Origin of the sequence: Tenacibaculum singaporense, from assembly GCF_003867015.1 — a bacterium.
GTDB classification, from domain to species: Bacteria; Bacteroidota; Bacteroidia; order Flavobacteriales; family Flavobacteriaceae; genus Polaribacter; species Polaribacter singaporensis.
Window position 1 is genome coordinate 359,049 of the sequence record NZ_CP032548.1, and the last position, 23,774, is coordinate 382,822.

At 32.1% G+C, this 23,774-nt stretch carries 15 protein-coding genes; 6 read left to right on the forward strand and 9 right to left on the reverse strand.

Annotated elements, in window-relative coordinates; genetic code table 11:
- Positions 1-6 precede the first annotated feature (6 nt).
- From sov to D6T69_RS01635, 3 genes are all read right to left on the reverse strand, one after another.
- Positions 7-7,077 carry a T9SS outer membrane translocon Sov/SprA gene (gene sov, locus D6T69_RS01625; protein WP_125066145.1) on the reverse strand — a complete coding sequence of 2,357 codons (7,071 nt, stop codon included), beginning with the start codon at positions 7,075-7,077 and terminating at the stop codon, positions 7-9.
- 21 nt (positions 7,078-7,098) lie between these two features.
- Entirely contained in the window at positions 7,099-7,680 is a 582-nt protein-coding gene (gene ruvA, locus D6T69_RS01630) for a Holliday junction branch migration protein RuvA (RefSeq protein ID WP_125066146.1), read from the reverse strand.
- A 64-nt stretch (positions 7,681-7,744) separates the two neighbouring features.
- The gene (locus tag D6T69_RS01635) at positions 7,745-10,039 is read right to left on the reverse strand and encodes an NADP-dependent malic enzyme (RefSeq protein ID WP_125066147.1); all 2,295 of its coding nucleotides are present in this window, start codon (positions 10,037-10,039) and stop codon (positions 7,745-7,747) included.
- Positions 10,040-10,173: 134 nt separating this feature from the next.
- Between D6T69_RS01635 and D6T69_RS01640 the strand changes: the two genes are divergently transcribed.
- Both D6T69_RS01640 and D6T69_RS01645 read left to right on the forward strand, forming a co-directional pair.
- Positions 10,174-10,791 (forward strand): PAS domain-containing protein, encoded by a 618-nt coding sequence (locus D6T69_RS01640; protein ID WP_125066148.1) that lies wholly within the window; start codon positions 10,174-10,176, stop codon positions 10,789-10,791.
- A 310-nt stretch (positions 10,792-11,101) separates the two neighbouring features.
- Complete coding sequence (locus tag D6T69_RS01645; RefSeq protein WP_125066149.1) at positions 11,102-11,740, forward strand: PAS domain-containing protein; 639 nt, start codon at positions 11,102-11,104, stop codon at positions 11,738-11,740.
- Positions 11,741-11,781: 41 nt separating this feature from the next.
- Here the strand turns inward: D6T69_RS01645 and queG are convergent, their stop codons facing one another.
- Positions 11,782-12,705, reverse strand: coding sequence for a tRNA epoxyqueuosine(34) reductase QueG (gene queG / locus D6T69_RS01650; RefSeq protein ID WP_125066150.1), 924 nt, complete (start codon positions 12,703-12,705; stop codon positions 11,782-11,784).
- A 119-nt stretch (positions 12,706-12,824) separates the two neighbouring features.
- Between queG and D6T69_RS01655 the strand changes: the two genes are divergently transcribed.
- The 3 genes from D6T69_RS01655 (at position 12,825) to moaD (ending at position 18,269) form a co-directional block, all read left to right on the forward strand.
- Positions 12,825-15,422: an AsmA family protein gene (locus tag D6T69_RS01655; RefSeq protein WP_125066151.1), complete on the forward strand. Its 2,598-nt coding sequence runs from the start codon at positions 12,825-12,827 to the stop codon at positions 15,420-15,422.
- A 128-nt stretch (positions 15,423-15,550) separates the two neighbouring features.
- Complete coding sequence (locus D6T69_RS01660; RefSeq protein WP_125066152.1) at positions 15,551-18,016, forward strand: DUF5686 family protein; 2,466 nt, start codon at positions 15,551-15,553, stop codon at positions 18,014-18,016.
- Between the two features lie 10 nt (positions 18,017-18,026).
- Positions 18,027-18,269: a molybdopterin converting factor subunit 1 gene (moaD, locus tag D6T69_RS01665; protein ID WP_125066153.1), complete on the forward strand. Its 243-nt coding sequence runs from the start codon at positions 18,027-18,029 to the stop codon at positions 18,267-18,269.
- Positions 18,270-18,296: 27 nt separating this feature from the next.
- On the opposite strand, the gene D6T69_RS01670 is transcribed toward moaD, so the two are convergent.
- Genes D6T69_RS01670 through recO form a run of 3 tightly spaced genes read right to left on the reverse strand, consistent with a single transcriptional unit; the run spans position 18,297 to position 21,774 of the window.
- Positions 18,297-18,572: a DUF3817 domain-containing protein gene (locus D6T69_RS01670; RefSeq protein ID WP_125066154.1), complete on the reverse strand. Its 276-nt coding sequence runs from the start codon at positions 18,570-18,572 to the stop codon at positions 18,297-18,299.
- Between the two features lie 12 nt (positions 18,573-18,584).
- On the reverse strand, positions 18,585-21,050 hold the full coding sequence (locus D6T69_RS01675; protein ID WP_125066155.1) for a TonB-dependent receptor: 2,466 nt from the start codon (positions 21,048-21,050) through the stop codon (positions 18,585-18,587).
- A 1-nt stretch (position 21,051) separates the two neighbouring features.
- Positions 21,052-21,774, reverse strand: a complete 723-nt coding sequence (recO, locus tag D6T69_RS01680) for a DNA repair protein RecO (RefSeq protein WP_125066156.1) — start codon at positions 21,772-21,774, stop codon at positions 21,052-21,054.
- 92 nt (positions 21,775-21,866) lie between these two features.
- Between recO and D6T69_RS01685 the strand changes: the two genes are divergently transcribed.
- The gene (locus D6T69_RS01685) at positions 21,867-22,340 is read left to right on the forward strand and encodes a CYTH domain-containing protein (RefSeq protein WP_125066157.1); all 474 of its coding nucleotides are present in this window, start codon (positions 21,867-21,869) and stop codon (positions 22,338-22,340) included.
- Here the strand turns inward: D6T69_RS01685 and trhA are convergent.
- Both trhA and D6T69_RS01695 read right to left on the reverse strand, forming a co-directional pair.
- Entirely contained in the window at positions 22,337-22,978 is a 642-nt protein-coding gene (trhA, locus tag D6T69_RS01690) for a PAQR family membrane homeostasis protein TrhA (protein WP_125066158.1), read from the reverse strand. The two genes, D6T69_RS01685 and trhA, sit on opposite strands and share 4 nt — an antisense overlap.
- Complete coding sequence (locus D6T69_RS01695) at positions 22,950-23,663, reverse strand: lysophospholipid acyltransferase family protein (RefSeq protein WP_125069132.1); 714 nt, start codon at positions 23,661-23,663, stop codon at positions 22,950-22,952. Before D6T69_RS01695 ends, trhA begins: the two co-directional genes overlap by 29 nt.
- Between the last annotated feature and the right edge of the window lie 111 nt (positions 23,664-23,774).

The following is a 23,774-nucleotide window of genomic DNA, read 5'->3' on the forward strand; positions in this document are numbered from 1 at the left end:
TTTGTTTTAATTTCCTAAGTTGTATACTAAATTAATTCCTGCATTAATAGATTGTCTTGGAAAAGTTGTAGAAACTGCGTATTCAAACGTTTGGTGATTATAATAAAAAGATGCTGTTAAATTGCTACTTAAATTATAGTCGGCAATAAATTTTAATCCAAATAATTTCTCACCTCCTGTAATCTGACTATTCTCTTCATCTACGCTTCTTATCAATGTTAAGTTGTCTCTTAACGATATATCAGCTCTTAAATTTATATCTCCTTTTAAAGTTTCTTTCTTCCCTGTAAATCTGGTGACAAATTTAACATCTCTTATCTTATATCCAAATCCTAAAACATATTCTGTTCCTTTAACATCTGTTAAAGTATTATTGTTAAAATTTAATGTTAAAGATCTGTCTCTTCTTATCTCTCCTTTGAATGAAACTGAATTTTTCATTCTAAAATCTACTTTAATTAATGGTGAAAATTCATCAATTAAAGTTGCCGACGAAATTAAGAGTTCTGGTTGATAATTACCAGAAGTATTTATATTTGTTTCTCTATTATTAGAATCGTATTGCAGGTTATTCGTATAATTACCTATAGTATATGACGATTTATACCCATGTGATAAGGTAAACGAAGTAAAATTCTTCTTAAACCACTTATACTTCATAAATCCATTATAACGTAATGTCCAGTTTGGAATTGGTATGTTTTTAAAGATTCCTGTACTTACTGAATTTGGGCTGTTACCTGAATATGCTGCAATAAACGCTGGTAACATTGCTTGCTGTCCATTTGTTTGGTATGCTGCTGTACCTGTATTAGGTAAGCCTGTTTCAGCTGATAATCTATTAGAAATAGTACTCCTATAGTCTAAGAAATTTTGATACAATGTTTCATTATCTGTAAAAATAGTTCCTAACATAAAATGACTTATACTATAATTACCTGTTTCAAAAGGTTTAATATTTGGATCTTGCTCAAAACCTCCGCTACCATTTGAAACAACATCCAACTGTTGTGTTAAATTACTTGTTTGAATTCTGTTCCCTCGTAAATCAATAGTTAAATCTTTAAAAGGTTTTACAGATACGTTATAGTCTAGTTTTTTATATCTTGTTTTAGAGTAATTTTTACTATAATATTCATCTCCAGCATTTCTGGTAATTAACCATCCATTCTCAATAGCTGTATTTAAAATATCCGTTTGACTACCAAACACAAATCCTAATGTTGGAGCTAAGCCTCCATCAAAACCATTTCTTCCTAAAAATCCAACTGAAGGTTTATATCCTTGTAGTAAAGTTCCATTATTTTGAGAGTAACTGATTTTTGCTCTTTTTACCGATGTTAATACATCATATACTCCTTTTCCTAATTTCTGACCAAAAGTAGCTTTCTTTTTAAGCTGTGGTTTTTGCGCCACTTGATTTCCTCCTAATGTAGCTGTTCCTTTTTGAGTCGGTTGCTTTTTTGTTCCTTTTAATAATAGTTTATCTACTCCCACAATTTTATAAAAACGACCGAAATCTATATTAGTATTTAAGTTGTGGGTATTGGCATTCTGAATCATGTTCCCAACTTGCTCAATATAACTTTGCGATCCTGCCTTCCAATCAAAATCAGCTGTATAACCATAATCTGCATTGATAAAATTTAGAAAAGGGAATTTATCTAATGGTAGTTTATAAGTTGCGTTTAACTTCTGATGATAATTATCTGGTCTTCCTATACTAAAAAACTGATCGTAAACTTCTAATTGTTCATCTTCCCCAAAACTATCGTATATATAGTTGTTTGTTGCATTGAAGTTTAATTGTAGCGATTTAGTTAAGTCAAAACCGATTGTATAATCCCAATTAAATAAAAATCTTCGTTGAATTAACTCAGGTTGTGCAGGTAACGGATTTACTGGGTCAATAATTAAGTTTCTTGACTGCTGACTATTATAATTTCTGTTAATTCTTGAGTTTAATGCTATTGTTTTTGGCACCGGATTAAAGTTTAGATCTCTTATAAATTGTAAGTATCTATTTTTAAATCCTTCTGATTTTTTAAATGGTTCTATATTAAAAGGAACAAAAGTAAAATTATAACTAGCGCCTGCCATTACATTTTTGTTTACATAACTTTCAATATTGTAATCTTTGTGAAACTCTTCACTATGTGCATACGAAGCAGAGAAATTCTCTACATCATAAAATTTAGGTTTCTTTTTACTTTCTGGGTTTCTATTCTTTTTTACATTGATAAAACTAATGCTTTTTCTTCTTGTATAGTCTTGGGCATTTTTACTATTTGGGTTTTTGTCAATAGCGTCTTCTAATTCTACATCTTGAAATTGTGGATCGTATTTTGGATCTCTAAATTCTTCTCCATAGCTATAATTCATTGGCACTTGCATGTTCCATTTTTTAGGCATCATTTTACCTAACTGAATATTTGTTGCTACACTATATTGTTTTATCTCCTCAATACTTCTTTGTTGTACACGATCTTCTACATTACCAAAACCTATGGTTGACATTCTTCCTGCTAAAGACACATCCATCACATCGGCCATATTAGCATCTGCATTTACCACAGCTGCCCATCCACCTTTATTATCAAAGCCTACTGCACGTAATTCGTTAAACCAAACTTCTACAGTTTTATCGTCAGCAACAGTATTTTTCACCCCTAACATTACTGTTCTTACTTGTGCTAATGTTGGATTACCTCTCACAGAAATTTTTAATCCATTAGAACTTGTTGACGAATACACATCAGTAAGGTTACTTCCTGTAGGTCTTTCAATTTTTAAGTTAGCTAATTCTTCTAACGGAATATCTAAATTGTTTTCTGCTGGCCAAACATCTAAAGATGATGCGTTTGATGTAGATATTTTTAATGGCTTTTCTACTTGGTAATAGTTATCGTTTAAATCTGTACCTAAACGTATAATAGCAACCATTTCATCATCATTAGCTCCGGTTGCACTATTTTGATTTTCTGCATGTAAAAACATACGTAGTTTTTTATACCTACGCATATCAATACTAATATTTTTATAAATCGTTCTAACCTCGTCAGCTTCTAAGTCAGTTACCTTTAACGTTACAGATTGCTCATTTTGACGTTGGATTCTATTGGTTCCTTGTAAACGCTCTCTTTGAATTCCCGGTGGTAATTGATAACGATCTTGATTTTGTTCAATACTTACTACTCCTACCTCAAACTTGTTTAATTCATCTGCATCTAAATCTTCAGAAGGAATATTAGTGTCTGGTAATGTTTTTGTGTAACGACGCCAATCTCCTCTTACCAATTCTAACTCTCCAAAACGTAATACTACTGGCATTTTGAATTGCGTTAAAAACATTCGTATAAAACGAATACTATTAAAATCAGTAATTCCATTAATTTTTTGAGCATCGGTAACATTTCTAACTGGTATTCTAAATTGATACCACTTAGTGGTTCTTGTTGCTCCATTTAAAAGTGTTACATTTTGTGTTTTAACATCAATAATATGATTTTGACCTAATACTAAATCTGTTTTATTCAACGAAACCTCGTACTCAAAATAACTATTTACAGGATTCATTGTTTGATCCTTATTGATATCTTCTGTATCTGGATATGTTGTTGATGATGTTGGGTACGATTCGTTTGATTGACTCGCTGTTGGTGAGTTACCTTCTGTCCCGTTAAAGTTTTTATATCTAGATAAAACTGATGGATTGGTATTTTCTATAGCCCCTCCTCTAAAAAATTGAAAATTATCTCCCGCTGGATCATCTAACCCAGCAAATGCTGGATATTTTGCTCTTTCCTCTTCATCGTTTAACCCATCTAAACCAATATCTTGATTTGTTCTCGCATCATTACTAGAATCAAAAGCATATATAATAGAAGGGTTTATAGGTGTATCTCCCCAAATAGAAGTCTGGATATTACCTCCATCAGCTTTTTGTCCATCGGCAGGAAGTCCATTTTCATATTGCTTTCTTCCATCTTTTAAAATATCTTCAGAAACGTTACCCAAGTTTATAAATAACTTTCCTACTTGATTCGTTGGATCATTAGGGTTAATTCCCGCTGGTAAACCTTCTTCAGTTGTAATTGAGTAGTTTTCATATGGGTCCATTAACCAAAACTGGATATACTCAACATTTGCTTGTTCAAAATTGTTTGTTGTTAACGATCGCATAATACCTCCCCAACGCTCTTCAGCTGTAACGGTATTTGCATTCTCATTATAGTTGTACGGACCTCTTTCTGCAGGGTAATAAGCTAAATCTAGAGTTCTAACTAAGTTTTGCTGTGTAATATCTAGGTCTGTGTTAGGAAATAATTCATTGTAACGAATTTGACGTACCTCATCTCTAGATAGTTCATTCTCATCAATATTATCTGGTCTGTTTCCGCTTCCATAGAATAACTGATCTATATTATACCAAGCTAATTTTCCTCTTTTGTAATTATACTCTAAACCAAAAGTACCTCCATCAAAACCTTGAGATTCTGGTGTACTGGCTAAAAACCATTGCTGTGGTGAATTTAAATTAATGGGTATTTGTGAAGCTTCAAAATCATCTAAATACGATGTCGCAGTACCATCTACATTTATTCCACTAGGAGATCCTGGTAATAAATAAGCCATATCCGCTCTAACCGAAACATTAGACGGTGCTTCTGTTTCAACAAAAGGTAATTTATTTGCTAGTTTTGTTAAATAAGGTACTTCTGAAGAATAATCTAAATTCAACCCTAACATGATATTATCTATAGGTTCTCCTCCTAAATTTACCTTAGGCGTAATTGGCTTTTCACTAACATTTAAAAAAGTTCCCCCTAAAATAAAATCTTCAGAAAAACGATGTTCAACATCAATTCCAATAAATGTTTTTCGTTGTTGATTAAAGAATGTATTATTTTCTACAGATGCATTAATTGGTACTCCAGATGCTTCTAAACCTGGGTCTAAAATTTGCACACGACCCAACTGATAATCTACCACATAATCTATTCCTTCAACCAGTTGTCTTCCTCCTGCTGTAACTCGTACAGAACCTCTAGGAACATTAAAAGCTCCAAGAGAAATACCTCTACTCGTTTCTGATTTAAAATATCCTTTTAAGAAGAATTTATCTAAGTTCTGATACTCGTTTTTAGCTTGAATTTTTGTAGTTAAATACAACTCTTCAAACACATACTTATCTTGATCTGCTGGGTTAGTAAGTTCGTCTTTTAAATCATTACCAAATGGTTCTGGTTCAGGAAATAAAATATACCCTCTTTCAGAATTTACTGTAATTCCTTCAACATAATCAAAGAAACCATCTCCATTAGGAATAGCATATTCACTTTGATCTAATTTATCTAAGTTTAAAATACGTAGTAATGGCTTATCAGTTATCCCAGGAGTTTGTGCTTTTTGCAGAGTATTTTGTAGCGTTCCTGTTTCATCATCACGATACAATAATTCAAAACGAAATCCGTCACGTTGTAGCGGAAATGCTCCAAGTGCATATACGTTTTTCATCATTAATCGCCAAGTTGGAAAAGCTTCCGTATCATCTCCTGGTCTTGTCGTATTTAAAATTTCACTACGCAATAACTTAACTGCAATATTTGCTGGCGCTACAATTCCATCGTTTGAAAATTCTCCTACTTTAAATACTGTTTCTCCATTAGAGGCTCCTACTACAGTATACTCAAAAGCCACTGCTAAAACCTCTCCATCATTCAACCTTCTATTTAATGAGATGAAACCTAACTGTGAGTGTAGTTTAAATTCATTAGGTTGTAATCTACGAGCATTTTGTAAATATGTATAGTTAAACCCTTGTTGTGCCGGTACTCCTATACCGTTAATGGCTGCATCAATCGTTGCTACATCTCTTATTCCTCCAGAATTTGCTGCTAATAATGAACTCAAATTATTCACTCCATTATAAGGTATAATTTCAGAGTTAACTGATATAGCTCCTGGTGTTGTTGTTATTTCAGCAGGATTTACCTCATTTGCATCATCAGATTCTCCTAAATCGGCAAGAGCTACAATACTTCTATAATCACTTACATTTTGATTTCTGTTAGTTACCCATACCTCAACCCTTGTAATATTTATAGGGCTGTTAATTAAAGGATAATTCTCTAAAGCTTCTTTGTAATTTTCTCTAAAGTATTGTGATAAAAAGAAGTGTCTATCATTATCGTAATCAGATGCTCTTAATTCAAATGGTTCTATGGTTGCTCCACCTTCAGCAACTACTGTTTTAGATTGTGAATTTTGCTGTGAGAATGCAGCAGTTACGTATGTTTTACCAAACTGTAACTCTGTTTTTACTCCAAATAACGATTGTGCTCCATTAATAAGTGAGTTTTTAATTGGCATACTAATATTACCCGCCTCGATATTTCTAATGATGTCATCTTCAGTTGGAGTATATTCTAACTTAATAATATTTTGAAAATCAAAAGTAGATTGGGTATCATAATTTGCCGTTACCGTTAATCGTTTACCTACTTTTGCTTGTAAACTCGCACTAATTTGTTGATCAAAATCAAATGTAAAGCTGCTTTGATTTTCAACAGAGATTTGAGGGTTTTCATTGTTTTGATATACACCTCCGAGTTTAATATTTATTTGTCCTGTTGGGTTTACCTCAACAGTATTACCTCCAAAAACGGATTCAAAAAACTTAGAATTTACATAGTATTTAGGTAATAAATTTTTACGAGCTGCTTCGTTTCCTTTCTTTTTAGGATTAGTAGCATCTACTTTTTCTTTGAAGTAATCTTTTAAATCATTTTTTAAACGGTACTCATTATACTCTTTAGGTGTCATAAAAATAGGGGTACCTACATAGTAGTCTCCTATTTTTTCAACAATCATAAACTTATTCAACGCCTTATCATAAGTTACTACTTTTTGAGAAGGGTTGTTTAAGTAAAGTGTTCCGTTTTGATTGTATTTAAAATTGTATTTGAGGGGAATTACAGTATCTTTTTTAACAGCGTTAATGCTATCTTTTTGAGTATTTTGTGAAAACGAAACAACACTTACTAAAACAGTAAGTGCCGTAAGTAGTCTATTCATAACTGCTTTTTCCAACCTTTTTTATAAATTTTTTAACGCCTGTTTTATAAGTTTTTCAACACTTGCATCAGGTGTTTCTTTTAATATATTCCCTATTACCTTGTCAGCTTGCTTCCGCGCAAATCCAAGAACCTCTAAAGCTGATAACGCTTCTTCTTTATTTGTATTGTTCTGTACCACAGAAACTTCGTCAATATCAAAGGTTTTTAATACCTTATCTTTTAAATCAACAATAACTCGTTGTGCTGTTTTGGCTCCAATACCTTTAACTGTTTGAATTAGTTTCACATCTTCAGAAGCTATTGCTTGTGAAACTTCTTGTGAAGTCATTGAAGATAGCATTGTTCGTGCAGTGCTTGGTCCTACACCTGAAACTGAGGTTAATAACCTAAAAACTTCTCGTTCTGTTTTTGTTGAAAACCCATACAACGTATGAGCATCTTCTCTAATAGATAAGTGTGTATACAATAACACATATTCATCGTTTGGTAATGATGAATATGTGTTTAAAGAAATATGCATTAAATATCCTACTCCATTGCAATCTACAACAGCGTATGTAGGATTTTTTTCCACAAGTTTTCCCCTTATTTGTGTTATCATCCAGCTATTTTTTCTATTTGTCTAAAATAGACAAAATTATCTTTTAAAAAAATTTCTCTCTATGCTATTGAGAAACCTTGGTTTTAGCTTTCATTTCCTTGTTTTGAGCATCTACAACTGCCACTGCAGCCATATTTACCATTTCATCTACACTCGCCCCCAATTGCAAAATGTGTACTGGCTTGCTCATCCCTAATAAAATTGGCCCTATAGTTTCTACTTCATCAACAGCTTTCATTAATTTATAAGTAATGTTAGCTGACTCTAAATTAGGAAAAATTAATACGTTTGCTCTTTTCCCATTTAACTTAGAGAAAGGAAATTCTTTTGCTAATAATTCTGGGTTCAAAGCAAAATCTGCCTGTAGTTCACCATCTACCACTACATTTGGATAATGACGGTGAATGTAAGAGACTGCTTCTCTAATCTTAGTTGAGCTTTCTGCTTTTGATGATCCAAAATTCGAAAACCCTAACATTGCAACATTTGGTTTCATTCCAAACATTTTAGCCAACACAGATGTTAATTGTGTAATTTTTGCTAAATCTTTTGCTGTTGGATTGATATTAATTGTAGTATCTGCTAAGAACATAGGTCCTTGCTTCGTTAGCATCATATTTGTTGCTGCAACCCTTGTTACTCCTTGATCTTTTTCAATCAACTCTAACATTGGCTTTACCACAGAAGGATAAGGTCTTGAATACCCTGTAATTAATGCATCTGCCTCCCCTGAATTTACCATCATTGCTGCAAAATAGTTGCGTTCACGCATCCATTTTTGCGCCTCTAAAAACGTAACTCCTTTACGTTGTCTTGATTTCCAAAATATTTCAGCATATCGGTTTCTTCTTCCTTCTTCCTCATCTGTTTTAGGGTCAATAATTGGCACATCTGCATCAAATCCTAACTCAGTTTTCAGCTCTAAAATAATTTCTCTTCTTCCTAATAAAATCGGTTTTCCAATTTTTTCCTCATATACTCTCTGTGCTGCTTTTAATACATCTAAATGATCTGCTTCAGCAAACACTAATCTCTTAGGATTCTTTTTAGCTCTGTTATGTAGTAGTCGTACTTCTTTACTTCCTGTTCCTGAACGATCCATCAACTCCTCACGATACTTATCCCAATCATCAATAGGTTCTTGAGCTACTCCTGAGTCCATCGCAGCTTTTGCAATTGCTGGTGGAATTTCATAAATTAATCTTGGATCAAATGGTTTAGGTATAATATATTCTTTTCCAAAAGAAAGGCTTACTTCATCATATACAATATTTACCTGTTCTGGCACTGATTGTTTTGCTAAATCTGCTAATGCATGTACAGCAGCCATCTTCATTTCTTCGTTAATTTTTTTTGCGCGTACATCTAATGCTCCACGAAAAATAAAAGGAAAACCTAATACATTATTCACCTGATTAGGGTGATCTGATCTTCCTGTTGCCATAATAATGTCGTCTCTTGTCGCAATAGCTAAATCATACTCAATTTCTGGTTCTGGGTTTGCCATCGCAAAAACAATTGGGTTTTTCGCCATTGATAATAGCATTTCAGGAGATACCACATTTCCTTTTGACAAACCAATAAACACATCGGCATTTAACATTGCTTCTTCTAAAGTGTTTACATCTTGATCTGTAGCAAATTCCGCTTTTTGTGATGTTAGATTATCTCTATCTTTTCTGATAACCCCTTTACTATCACACATAATTACGTTTTCACGACTCGCACCTAAAGCTAGATACAAACGCGTACATGATATTGCTGCAGCTCCTGCTCCGTTCACAACAATTTTTACATCCTTAATATCCTTTTCATTAATTTCTAAAGCATTTTTTAAGGCTGCGGCTGAAATAATTGCTGTACCATGCTGATCATCGTGCATTACCGGAATATCTAATTCCTCTTTCAATCGCCTTTCTATTTCAAAAGCTTCTGGAGCTTTAATATCTTCTAAGTTAATTCCTCCAAAAGTAGGAGCTATAGCTTTTACTGTTTCAACAAATTTATCAACATCAGTTGCATCTACTTCAATATCGAAAACATCAATATCAGCAAAAATCTTAAAAAGTAATCCTTTTCCTTCCATTACAGGCTTGGATGCTTCAGGACCAATATCTCCTAATCCTAAAACTGCTGTTCCATTTGAAATAACAGCTACTAAGTTACTTTTTGATGTGTATTTATAAACGTTGTTTTTGTCTTTTGCTATTTCTAAACAAGGCTCTGCTACTCCTGGTGAATATGCTAACGATAAATCGTGTTGAGTTGCATATTTTTTGGTAGGTACTACTGCTATTTTTCCCGGCTTCGGCTTAGCATGATAAAGTAGTGCTTCATGCCTTTTTCTAGAATCTCTCATAGGTTCGTTCTTGTTTGTTTGAACTTACAAATATACATTTTGTTATGAAGTAAAAAGAATTTGCAACCTGATAAAAGTCATATTTCATCTTTAAAAATTTCCTGAATTTTGCTCTAACCTTAAACCAAATAAAAATGGAAACTACACAAAGACACATTATTGACGAAGAAGTACAATGGGATAAAACAAAAACCATTGTAAGTAAAACTGATATTTACGGAACTATTTTATATGCTAACGATGTTTTTTCTAACACCTGTGAATATAGTACCATTGAATTAGTTGGCGAACCTCATAATATTATTCGTCATCCAGATATGCCTAAAGTTGCTTTTAAAGTTTTATGGGACGCTCTTAAGAAAGGCGAAAACTTCCATGCAATTGTTAAAAACCTAACAAGAACCGGTAGGTATTACTGGGTTATTACCGATTTTACTATTGACAAAGATGAAGAAGGTAAAATTGTAGGATATACAGCTCGAAGAAAAGCCGTTCCTAACGGAGTGGTAAAAAAGATTGAACCTATATATAAAACACTGTTAGACATTGAAAAACTAAAAGGCGAAAAGGCAAGCGAAATGTATTTTGACACTTACTTAAAAGAAGAAGTTGGTAAAACATACAATGAATTTGTTGTTGATTTATTTAATGAAGAACTTTCTAAAGAGGAAACTGAAAAAATTAAAAACGAAACCAATCCTTTAAAGAAAGGACTGAACTGGTTTTTCTTCGGTGAAACAAACCCGACGTAAAACTTATTATTCCCCTAAATAATCCTCTTAAAAAACATTTTTCCAAAAAGGATTGAGACAGTTGTCTCAATCCTTTTTCTTTTAAAATTATCCCAATACCCATTCTTTATTAAAACAACACGATTCTATCATTACAAAAGAAAAACTAACACAATACAATTATCTAACAATCAATTTTTTAGACCAAATAAAAATTATCTTCTTTTACCTCAACTAAAAATTCATTCAAAACATACTCCTCCATCAAAAACCTTATATTTGCTGATTATTTTTAAGTAAACCACCCCGAATAACTATTAAAACAAAAAAAATGCACACAAACAATTCTCTTAGACCTTCCAAAGTTATAGATGAGGAAGTAAAATGGGACAAATCAAAAACAATTATTAGTAAAACAGACCCTGCAGGAACTATTTTATATATGAATGATACTTTTGAAGAAGCTTCGGAGTATAATAAAATAGAACTTATTGGAGAGCCTCACAACGTAATTAGACACCCCGACATGCCTAAGGTAGTCTTCAAAGTTTTATGGGACAACTTAAAACAGGGAAACAACTTCCATGCTATTGTTAAAAACTTAACAAGAACTGGTAGATACTATTGGGTTATTACTGATTTTGATGTAGAAAAAGATGATAATGGAAAAATTACCGGATATACCGGAAGAAGAAAATCCTTACCTGAAAGCGTAATAAAAAAAATAGAACCTTTGTACAAAACACTATTAGAAATTGAAAAAGTTAAAGGTGAAAAAGCAAGTGAATTATATTTTAATTCATATTTACAAGAAGAAGTTAACTCTTCATACGAAGATTTTGTTGTAAACCTATTTGAAGGAGAAACGGCTAACACAAAAGAAGCAGACAAACAAACTCCTGCCAAAGAAAGCGGAATGATTAAAAAAGGACTTAATTGGTTTTTCTTCGGAGAGACGAATCCTAAATAATCTTCAAAACATAAATAAAACCGCTTTTCAAAGCGGTTTTATTATTTTATAAAGTCAATATTTCTTAACAGACCTGAAAACTTAGTACGCTTTACTGCTGATTTTTTAAACACTTTACTAAAGGTTTCTTGTGTTAATTCTTGCCAGTCACGTTTATTCATTTGCAATAAATTTTCTTGAGGCGTAAATAAACTTTCTTCGTGTGGTTGTGAAAAACGATTCCATGGGCATACATCCTGACATACATCGCAACCAAACATCCAATCTTGCATTTCTCCCTTAAATTCTGACGGAATTGCATCCTTTAGCTCAATTGTTAAATACGAAATACATTTGCTACCATCAACTGTATTATTTGGTAAAATAGCTTGTGTTGGGCAAGCATCAATACAACGAGTACAACTTCCACAATGATCTGTTTTAAAAGGCTCATCATATTCAAGTTCTAAATCGATAATTAATTCAGCTAAAAAGAAAAATGATCCTTGTTGCTTTTGAATTAATAACGAGTGTTTCCCCTTCCAACCCAACCCTGACTTTTGCGCCCAAGCTCGTTCTAGCACAGGAGCAGAATCAACAAAACAGCGACCAGAAACCTCTCCAATTTCATCGTTAATTAACTGTAATAGTTCCCGTAACTTTCCTTTTATAATATGATGATAATCTTGTCCGTAAGCGTATTTAGAGATCTTATAACTTCCTTCTTGCTGAACTTCCGAAGGGAAATAGTTATACGATAAAGAAATCACAGATTTTGCACCATCTACCAACAACCTTGGGTCTAAACGTTTATCAAAGTGATTTTCCATATAACGCATTTCACCATGATACCCATTTTGTAACCATTGCTCTAAACGGGGTGCTTCTTCTTCTAAAAAGTCAGCTTTGGCAATACCACAACCCAAAAAACCCAAACGTTTTGCTTGTGTTTTTATAAAGTTTGAGTATTGCTGTTTCTTATTCAAAATACGTGGTTTTATCGCCGCAAAATTACCAAAAGAAAATTTATCATTTCATTGACTTTCTATTTACAAATAAATGTTGAAATTTGTTCGTTAGTATTACATGATAAACTTTATTCATTATGAAAAAGATATATAAAATATTATTAAGTATTGTAGTTTTTTTCTTCATCCTTTTGGTTAGTATTCCCCTACTATTTCAAGATAAAGTGATGAACTTGGTAAAAACTACCATTAACAACAACGTAAACGCCAAAGTTGATTTTAGCGATTCTAGCTTAAGCCTGCTTAGAAATTTCCCAAATGCATCAGTTCAATTATCTAACCTAACGGTTATTAACAACACTCCTTTTGAAGGTGATACTTTAGTATATGCTAAAGAAGTAAACTTAGCATTAAAACTTACGGAGCTTTTTAAAGCTTCATCTGAGCAGCTAAACATCAAATCATTTACTATTGATGATGCTCTAGTAAATGTATTGGTTGATAAAAAAGGAAATGCTAACTACGATATTGCAAAACCATCTGAGACAGAAGAGACAAAAGATGAAGAACCATCTACTTTTGGACTGTCTATTAATTCATATGCTATTAACAACGCTACTGTAAAATACAATGATGAACAAGGTAAACTAAACCTTGAGCTAACCGAGTTAAACCATAGTGGAAGTGGTGACTTTTCTCAATCAAATACAGAACTAGATACCCAAACATCTACTTTAGTATCTTTTGGAATGGACGGTAATTCGTATGCCAAGAACCAAAAAATAGAATTAGATGCTATTTTAGGAATGGACTTAACTAATATGAAGTTTTCTTTCTTAAAAAATGAGGCTAAATTAAATAACCTTCCATTGGTATTTGATGGTTTTGTTCAAGTTAACGAGAAAAACCAAGAGGTTGATATCAACTTCAAAACTCCGTCTTCCGACTTTAAAAACTTTTTAGGTTTAATTCCTGAAGCTTATACCAAAAGTATTGCTGGTGTAAGCACTACGGGTAATTTTAGTGTAAACGGAAAGATAAACGGAATTATTGACGATAAACACATTCCGAAGTTAGATATTTCTATGAAGTCAAATAATGCTTCATTTAAATATCCAGATTTACCTAAAAGTGTTCAAAACATTAATATTGATGCACAAATAAAAAACACTACTGGTAAAACCGAAAATACGTTTGTTACTATTAATGGTCTTTCTTTTAAGATTGATCAGGATACTTTTTCTGGAAAAGGAAATATTTATAACCTAACTACTAATCCAAAGGTAAATGCTAGTTTAAAAGGTGTTTTAAACCTTGCTAATATTAACAAAGCATATCCTATTAATTTAGAAAATGAGTTAAGCGGAATTTTAAAGGCTGATTTGTATACGGAATTCGACATGAAAGCACTTGAGAATAATACTTTAAGCCGTATTAAAAATAACGGAAAAATGGAAGTAAGCGACTTTGTTTTTTCTTCGGAAGATGTTGTAAACCCTCTTCATATTAAAAATACAATTGTCAATTTTACACCTGGTACCGTTAGCTTAACAAAGTTTGATGCTACAACTGGAAAAAGTGACTTAAATGCTACTGGAACACTTAAAAACTTATTAGGTTTTTTACTTTCTGACAAAAAATTACGTGGAAATTTCAAACTGAATTCGAACAACTTTTATGTTAGTGATTTTATGCAAGAAAATCCTGAAACTGTCGAAAACGAAGATGACTCTAAAAAAGATACACCAACTGAATCTTTAAAAATCCCTGCATTTTTAGATTGTGCTGTTTCTGCTAACGCTAAAACTGTATATTACGATAACTTGACTTTAAAAAATGTAAGAGGAACATTGCTTTTAAAAGATGAAAAAGCCATTTTACAAAACATGAATGCTGGTATTTTTAATGGTCAAATTGCTTTAAATGGAGAAGTTAACACACAACAAAAGAAACCTACTTTCGACATGAAATTAGGTATTAAATCTTTTGACATTGCTCAATCGTTTACCAGTTTAGATTTACTACAATCAATAAGTCCTATAGCAGGTGCTATGAATGGTAAATTAAATTCTGACATTGACTTAGCCGGAAGTTTAAATGATGATTTTACACCTAACTTAGCGTCTGTTTCGGGTAAAGCTTTAGCAGAATTATTAACTACTAGTATAAATCCGCAAAAAACAAAAGCTTTAAGTTTATTAAATGATAAATTATCGTTCATTGATTTATCAAAACTAGATTTATCTGATATTAAAACACACCTGTCTTTTAAAGAAGGTAAAGTGGTGGTAAAACCATTTGATTTAAAATATAAGGACATTGGTATTACCGTTGGTGGAAGCCATGGGTTTGATAAGACAATGAGCTATAATGTCACTCTGAATGTTCCTGCAAAATATTTAGGTAACGAAGCACAAGGATTACTTTCTAAATTGAGCGCAAAAGACCAGCAAAATATTACGGTTCCTGTTACTGCTAACATTACAGGTAACATGACAAATCCTTCTGTAAAAACAGATTTATCTTCATCAGTTACTAAGTTAAGTCAGAAGTTGGTTCAGCAACAAAAAGACAAGTTAGTAAACAACGCTATAGGTGGTTTATTCGGAAACAAAAAGAAAGACAGCACTAGTACAACCAACAAAAAAGAAGAAACCGTTAAAAAAGTAACGGATGTTTTAGGTGGTTTGTTTGGAAAAAAGAAGAAAAAACAACAAAAAGACACTGTTAAATAATCTTTTGTAACATTTTCTTTACTTCATAGTCTTACATATATTAAGAGAACTTTGTAGGTTATTTAACAATTCTTAAATACACTTTACAAAGTTCTTCTTTTATGTTTGTTACCAACAACTAACTGACTATGAAAATCATAACTACATTTTTATTTTTAGTATGCTCTTCAATTACTTTTTCTCAAATTACAGGAAAAGTTACCGATACTAAAAACCAGCCTATTTCTTTTGTAAGTGTATATTTAGAAAACACTATTACAGGTACTACAACCAACACAAATGGCGACTATGAATTAGCTTTTAACTCAACAGGACAACACACTGTAATATTTCAAATGTTAGGCTATAAAACCGTTAAAAAAACTGTTGAAATTGACTCTTTTCCTTTTACATTAAATGTTGTTTTAGCTGAAGAAGAAGTTACCTTAGATGAAGTGGTTGTTTCTTCTGAAGAAAATCCTGCTAACAAAATTATTAGGAATGCTATTGCTAGTAAAGCAAAAAACACGGATAAATTTGCTGAGTATACTGCTGATTTTTATTCTCGCGGCTTATTTAAAGTAAAAGATTTACCCAAAAAATTTTTAGGGCAAGATATTGGTGACATGGGTGGCGGATTGGATTCTACAAGAAGTGGTGTAGTATATCTTTCTGAAACCGTATCGAAAATCGCTTTTCAAAAAAGACCTAAAAACTTTAAAGAGCATATTATAGCTTCAAAAGTTAGTGGACAAGACAACGGAATTAGTTTTAATCAAGCAGAAGATGTAAATTTTAATTTTTATGAAAATTCTTTTGATTTGGCTGACGTTAAAGTTGTTTCTCCCATTGCTAATGGTGCTTTTGGATACTACAACTATAAACTAACAGGTGTTTTTTATGATAAAAACGGAAAATTAATTAACAAAATTCAACTTTTACCAAAACGAAAGAACGATCGTGTTTTTAGTGGTTTTATTTATATTGTTGAAGATGATTGGGCTATTTACGGTGCTGATGTTATGGTCACTGGTGCACAAATAAGCTTGCCTATCGTAGATTCACTACACATTAAGCAAAACTATAATTTCTCTACTAAAAACAAAGCGTGGATACCCATTACACAAACTATAGATTTTAAAGCTGGTTTATTTGGGTTCCATTTCAACGGTCGATTTTCTGCTGCTTATTCTAACTATAATTTCAACCCTAACTTTACTGAAGATACTTTTGGTAACGAAGTACTTTCGTTTGCAGAAAATGCTACTGAAAAGGATTCGCTATACTGGAATAAAATTCGTCCCGTAACTTTAACTTCTGAAGAAATATCAGATTACAAATTAAAAGACAGCATAAAAACCATTCGAAAATCGAAGAAATATTTAGATTCTATTGACACCAAAAACAATAAATTTAAACCGTTAGATTTTCTTTCTGGGTACACTTATCGAGACTCTTACAACAAGTGGTCGTTAAGCACTTCTTCCCCCATTGAAAGCCTTAACTTTAATACGGTGCAAGGGTGGAATTCTTCTTTAGGTGTTAACTATCGAAAATCACTTAACAAAAAAGGGAAACGTTTTAGTATTGGGGCTAATGTTAATTATGGTTTTTCAGAGAAAAAAGTGCGTCCTACAGCCAACTTTAACTATCGTTGGAACAATACTACGCGACCTGTTTTAACAATTTCTGGAGGAATTGCCACACCACAGTTCAACCCAAAACAACCAATTTCTAAGTTTTGGAATACGATAAGTTCTGTTGGTTTTGAAAGAAATTATTTGAAAATATATGAAAAGACATTTGCTAAAACATCCTTTTCTCAAGAAGTAACGAACGGAATACGCATGTTTTCTTCTTTAGAATTTGCAGACAGAAAGCCATTATTTAATACAACCGATTATGCAATGTTTCCGCAAGACGATTTAGACTACACTTCTAATAATCCGCAAAACCCTACTGATTTTTCAACAGGTTTTACACCTCATCAAATGTGGACTTTCTCTGTAGGGGCAAACATAAATTTTGGACAAAAGTACTTATCATATCCTGATGGAAAATATAATATCCCAAGTCGTAAGTACCCATCGCTATATATTGGCTATCAAAAAAACTTTGGCTCAGGAAATTCTGAATGGAATTCAGATGTGATTTTTTCTCAATTGTATCAACAAATCAATTTGGGTAATTGGGGTGAGTTTGCTTACAAAGCAAGAGGAGGCATATTTCTAGAGCAAAAAGACATTCCGTTTATAGATTATGCTCATTTTAACGGAAATCGCTTGTTAATATCTCCAAAAGACAACTATTTGGACAACTTTTACATGCTTCCGTATTATCAATTAAGTTCTAATGATAAATACGCTGAACTTCATGGAGAATATAATTTTAAAGGAGCATTGTTAAGTAAGGTTCCTTTGTTAAATAAACTTAACTTTCATTTAGTTACTGGTGCTAAAGGATTATTTACAGCAGGTAACAAACCTTATTCTGAGTTTGCTATTGGTTTAGATAATGTTGGTGTTGGAAAATGGCGTTTTTTACGTGTAGATTTTGCTCGTTCTTACTTTAATGGAAAATCTGAAAACAGAGTAGTTTTCGGGATAAAATTGTAGATTTGCTACTATGAAAATAAGCATTCTATTTTTCGGTATGGCTACAGACTTAGTTGATAGTTCTTCTTTGGAAATTGAACTACCTAACAAAAGTTCTGTTGCTAGTTTTAAAGAATTTCTTTTAGCAGAATTCCCTGAGTTACAAAAAATGAGTTCGTATGCGGTAGCCATTAACGAAAGTTACGCTACTGACGATATGCTCATAAAAGAAAATGATGTAATCGCAATTATTCCTCCAGTTAGTGGAGGATAATTTATTACCATTTGAAAAAACTAAGCCTCAGCCTTTTTTTAAGTATTTTCCAACGAAAAATGTTCCGAAAGGTAAGATAGAAAGTAAGCTAACAATTCCGAAAGTTTTACCGTTCCAATTTAGCTCGTACTTTAACATGATTGCCAATACTATGTATCCTACAAATAACAATCCGTGAGGCATACCAAGCATTTTAACATACTCTGGGTTTCCTTGCATGTATTTAATTGGAACTGCTATAAAAAGCAATAAAATATAAGATATTCCTTCTAATAAACTTACTAATCTGAAAAAATTAATCATTTGGATTTTCACTTAAAAATTGGTTAGCAAAGATACTGAAATATTACGTCCCGCAGCTGAAACTCCTGAAGCAAATTCCTTATAATGCTCATCAAACAAGTTAGACAATTGTGCTTGTAAAGCTATGTTTTTTGTAAATTGATATTTTCCATATAATCCAACAGTCACCCAACTAGGGCTTCCGTAATATTTATCAATATCTTCGGTTGCATTTGCATTGACAATTGGTGTTTGTTCATGATTATCAATACCCTCTGTTATATTATAGTCTGAAATATCTTTTTTTGCGTTGAATACTAGGTTAGCTCCACCTTCAAACTTCTTGTTTACATAGCTTAAATCAAAACGCCCAAATAGTGGTGGAATAGATGACATTGGTTCGTTGGTATCGTATGTTTTACCATAGGTATACGTAACAAACCCAGAAGTATTCCAGTTTTTATGTAGCCTCCCTTGATAACTTACCGTGGCACCCGTAACATAAGCTGTTCCTTTGTTTACATTAGCAACAATAGCTCCGTCCTCTCCATCATATTCAATAGTTGAGCTTCCATTCAATTCAAAACTCTCTCTATAAATGTAGTTATTCAATAAAGTATAATACACATTTGCCCCAACTCTAAATTTTCTATTATTAAAATATTTTTGAGCTCCAATTTCAGCATTATATGCGTGTTCTGGTTTTAAACTAGTATTTGGTATGGTTACTTTTCCGTTTTTCTCTCTTATCTTTCCTACATCATCAATATTTGGTGATCTGAAACCAGAAGATAATACTGTATTTAATTGCCAAGTTTTATTAGGCTTGTACACATAACCTATAGTTGCTGTTAACGATTGGTTATCTAATTGAATATTATTTTGAGGAATATCAATAAAAGTTTCATCTAACCATTTTGCTTTTAATACTGTATTTGTTCCTCTTATACCTGTATTTAACGTTGATTTACTATTGATATCTTGACGGTAATCTACATAAAAAGCAGAGCTCAAATAACTGCTTCCCACATCTGGGTAACGCGACTGCACTGTAAAATCTCCATCAAAACCAATTATGTTACTATCATTAACTCGTAACGTTTTTCCGTAAGAATTAGACTCCACATCATTGTAAGTAACTTCAATTCCATATCCTAAATTTCTATTTTCTGCTAATGGTATTGTAAAATCTCCATTCAAACTAAAAGCATCCACACTTTCTTTTCTGTAAGACCTATCTAGACTTCCAAACTTTCGTTGAATACGACTTTCTTTTATATTTTGATAAGCTAAAGTAATGGTTCCATTATCCATCCACTTTTTCTTTGGATTGATAATTAACTGAGGAGATATTAACAAACGTTTTTGAGGCCCATAATACCATTCAGCAAACTTTAAACTTCCTTTTTTCAATTCATTTAACTTATCAAAACGAGGTATATCAGAAGAAGTTGAATATTGAATATTTAATTTAAAATCTGTGTTTTTTGAAAAAGGCACATAAAACTTTTGCAATACGTCTGTTTGACTGTAACCTGTATTTCTTTGTAGGTTTTGGTCAGAATTAACTACTGGTGTGTCGTTATAAAAAGTACGAGTATTATTAGAATAAAAAGGAACTTTCCCCCAATTTTCAAAACCGTGAGAACGGTTTTCTCCCATCTTTAAGTCTCCAAAATTACTATGAGATATACTTGTAAAAGAAGCCCATTTTTTAAATCTTAATTCGGTAGAAACCACATTGGTTACTTCATTATTTACCGAACTATATCGTAAAAAAGTATTCCCTTTAATTTCACTTCCTTTTTCTGATAGTTTTGGGGTTTTAGTGTAATAATGAATTACTCCTCCTAATGCGTCTGAACCATAAATTACCGATGAGGGTCCAAAAACAACTTCTGTTCTGTCTAATAAGTTTGGAGCCACTGTTATTGAATTTTGTAAGTGTCCTTTTCTGTAAATTGCATTGTTCATACGAACACCATCAACCACTAAAAGTACTCGATTACTTTCCATTCCACGTAAGACAGGACTTCCTCCTCCAAACTGTGATTTCTGAACTTTAATTCCAGGAACACTTGCTAATAAATCTGCTGAAGTTTGAGGTGATAGTTTTTCTATTTCTTTTAAAGATACTACCGCTATTTGCTCTGCAATACGGTTGGCTTTCTCTCTATTTTTAAAAACCGAAACAACTACCTCATCTAACTGTTCTGAGTTTTTCGATAAATAAACATGATAGTTATTTCTTTTTATTACTGATTTTTTTTCTTGATATTCAGCATAAGATACATGTGCAAACGTAAGTAACTCATTCACTCTAAAATCAGAAACATCAACCTTTCCTAATTCATCACTTATAGCAGACGTTGTTTTGCTTTTATTAAAAACAGCAACAGCCTCTACAGGTTTCCCCGTTTCAGCATCAATAACAGTAATAGTTTGAGAAAAAATTGTGGTAACAAATAGTAAAAAAAATACAGTAATTCTGTGTTTCATATTAATTAAATACAGTTTCTAAAACATCTAATGATTTAGGCTTTCTAAATCCTTCCAAATGTAATTCATAATACTGAACTATAATTCGGAGAATAATTTGTCTTTCTTTTTTTGAATAAGAAATTGAATTAATTGCATCAAAATTTATGCCTAACAAGCTTTTAAACAGCATTATTTCTTTTCCTGAAATCGTTAGTTTTTCATATTCGGTATCTGTAAAGCCTCCTTCTAATAAATTAAATGCTGTCTTATCAATATTGGTAGTATCTGGATAGAAGCCAAGATACCTAGATAAGTTTAACAAAAACAGTAAGTGAAAGTTTGCAATCTCATCATGCGTATCCAACCAAATCAAAGATGTTTCAATATAACTATATAAAGGATTATTTTCTTCCTCTTCTTGTAGAATATATGATAACACTTCAGATAAAAATAATACAATTGTTTGCTTAACAACTGAAGTATAAATAGTTTCATACGGGTGAATCACCTGTACTTCTTTAATAGAATGCAACGAACTTTTGTTACTATGGTTTGCCGTAAGGTTTAATTGCGTTAATGGCTGAAAATGTGCAGGCTTTAACTTTCCTTTTTTTGATTTCAGCACTCCTTTTATCATGTACGATTTTACTCCTTCTTGTAGAGTAAAACATTTTACAATCAAACTAGTATCTCCATATTTAAGAGAACTCAAAACGATGACTTTTGTAGTAATTACTGCCATTTAATTAAGCTTATCTATTAAAATCATTACTCAAAGATATACCAATAATACCAACAAAAATAGTACATTCGTGTAAAATTGATTCCTTTAGTATGGCAACAGAGATAGAGCGAAAATTCTTGGTAAAATCTACAGACTTTAAACAAGAAGCTTTTCAAAAAAACTACATCAAACAAGGATTTTTAAACTCTGATAAAGAACGTGTGGTGCGTGTTCGCATTAAAGATGATAAAGGCTTTTTAACCATTAAAGGTCCTTCAAACACTAATGGAACTACTCGTTTTGAATGGGAAAAAGAAATTGACAAGGAAGAAGCTGAAAGTCTTTTTAATTTATGCGAAAAAGGTATTATTGAAAAGTATCGATATTTAATAAGCATTGGCAATCATACGTTTGAAGTAGATGAGTTTTTGGGAGACAATAATGGTTTGCTTATTGCTGAAGTAGAGTTAGAAGACGAAAACGAACATTTTTCAAAACCAGAGTGGTTAGGTAAAGAAGTTACCGGAATCGCTAAGTATTACAATTCAAACTTAAGTAAGTATCCGTATACGAACTGGTCTTAAACACACATATAGATCGCTAAAAAATGACTCAAACTACCCAAGAGAACAAAAACATGAAAGATTGCGTGATTATATTCCAATTTTTTAATAGAATATAGAATAGCTCCTACAGTATAAAAAACTCCACCAAGAAAAAGATACAACAAGCCTTTATCTGATAAGTTTTCCATTAAAGGCTTAATTACAAAAACAACTTGCCACCCCATTAATAAATACAATGCAGTTGATAGTTTGTCAAACCGTCCTGTAAAAAAAAGCTTTAGTACAACCCCAGTTTTGGCAAATAACCAAACAAAAATAAACATATACCAACCCAGTTTTGGCGGTAATACGACTAAGCAAAATGGGGTATATGTTCCAGCAATTAATACATAAATAGCTGCATGATCAAAAATATTGAGTCTTCGTCTGAGTTTAGGTTTTTTGGCGGCATGATAAAATGTAGATGCTGCATAAAGAATTATCATACTTAACCCATAAATACAAAAGCTAGCTATTTTCCAAAAAGCATGATAATTAAGGGATTTTTTCACTAAAAAAGGAAAGGCTATAATACTTAACAACAATCCAAACCCGTGAGTAAGGATGTTTAACCTTTCTTCTTTTTCGCTATAAAAGTGATTTAAATTCTCGCTCATTGTTAGGTCGGTTAGTATCTTTCATATACAACTCGTCATTTATCAATTCATTGTATATTACATTATATGTTTGCTCTTTAAGTTTTTTCTTGTCTCCAATAGCCAGATTCTCTGTTTCAATAAACTTGCATTGTTTTACTCTCAGTGTTCCAGGGGCACCTTTAAAAAAATCCCAAGAAAACAAACGTTTTCCATCATAATACACTTGAGGGACGATTGGAATTTGATGTTCAATAGCTAAACTAAATGCTCCATTTTTAAAAGGAGCCAAAACGATGTTTTCAGCAGGCACTAATCCTTCTGGAAAAATTGCAACACTTGTTCCATTTTTTAATCTTTTATGTGCTTCTTCATATACTTTTTTTCTACTTTCTAAATCGCTTCTATCAACTACAATAACCACTTTTTTGTAAAAAAAACCAAAAATTGGAAACTTTGCCAATTCTTTCTTTCCTACAAAAACTATTGGATTTTTACTCATCGCTATTAGAATCCATGGATCTATAAACGACGCATGGTTAGCACAAAACATGTAGCTTTTATTTCGATCTATTTCTTGTTCTTTTTCAACTTTTAATCGGAAACCCATACCATAAATTAAAAAATAAGCCCAAGCTCTAACAACTTTCCAAAAAACTGGGTAATATTTTTCATCTGACGTTAAAACCAACATAAAAGGCGCCATTATTAATATTGAAACTACAATTAATGTGTAGAACCAAATACGCCAAATAAAACGAATAGGAAAAAATAGATATTTCAACTCTTTTAAATTATAATCAACTAATTAACCTTA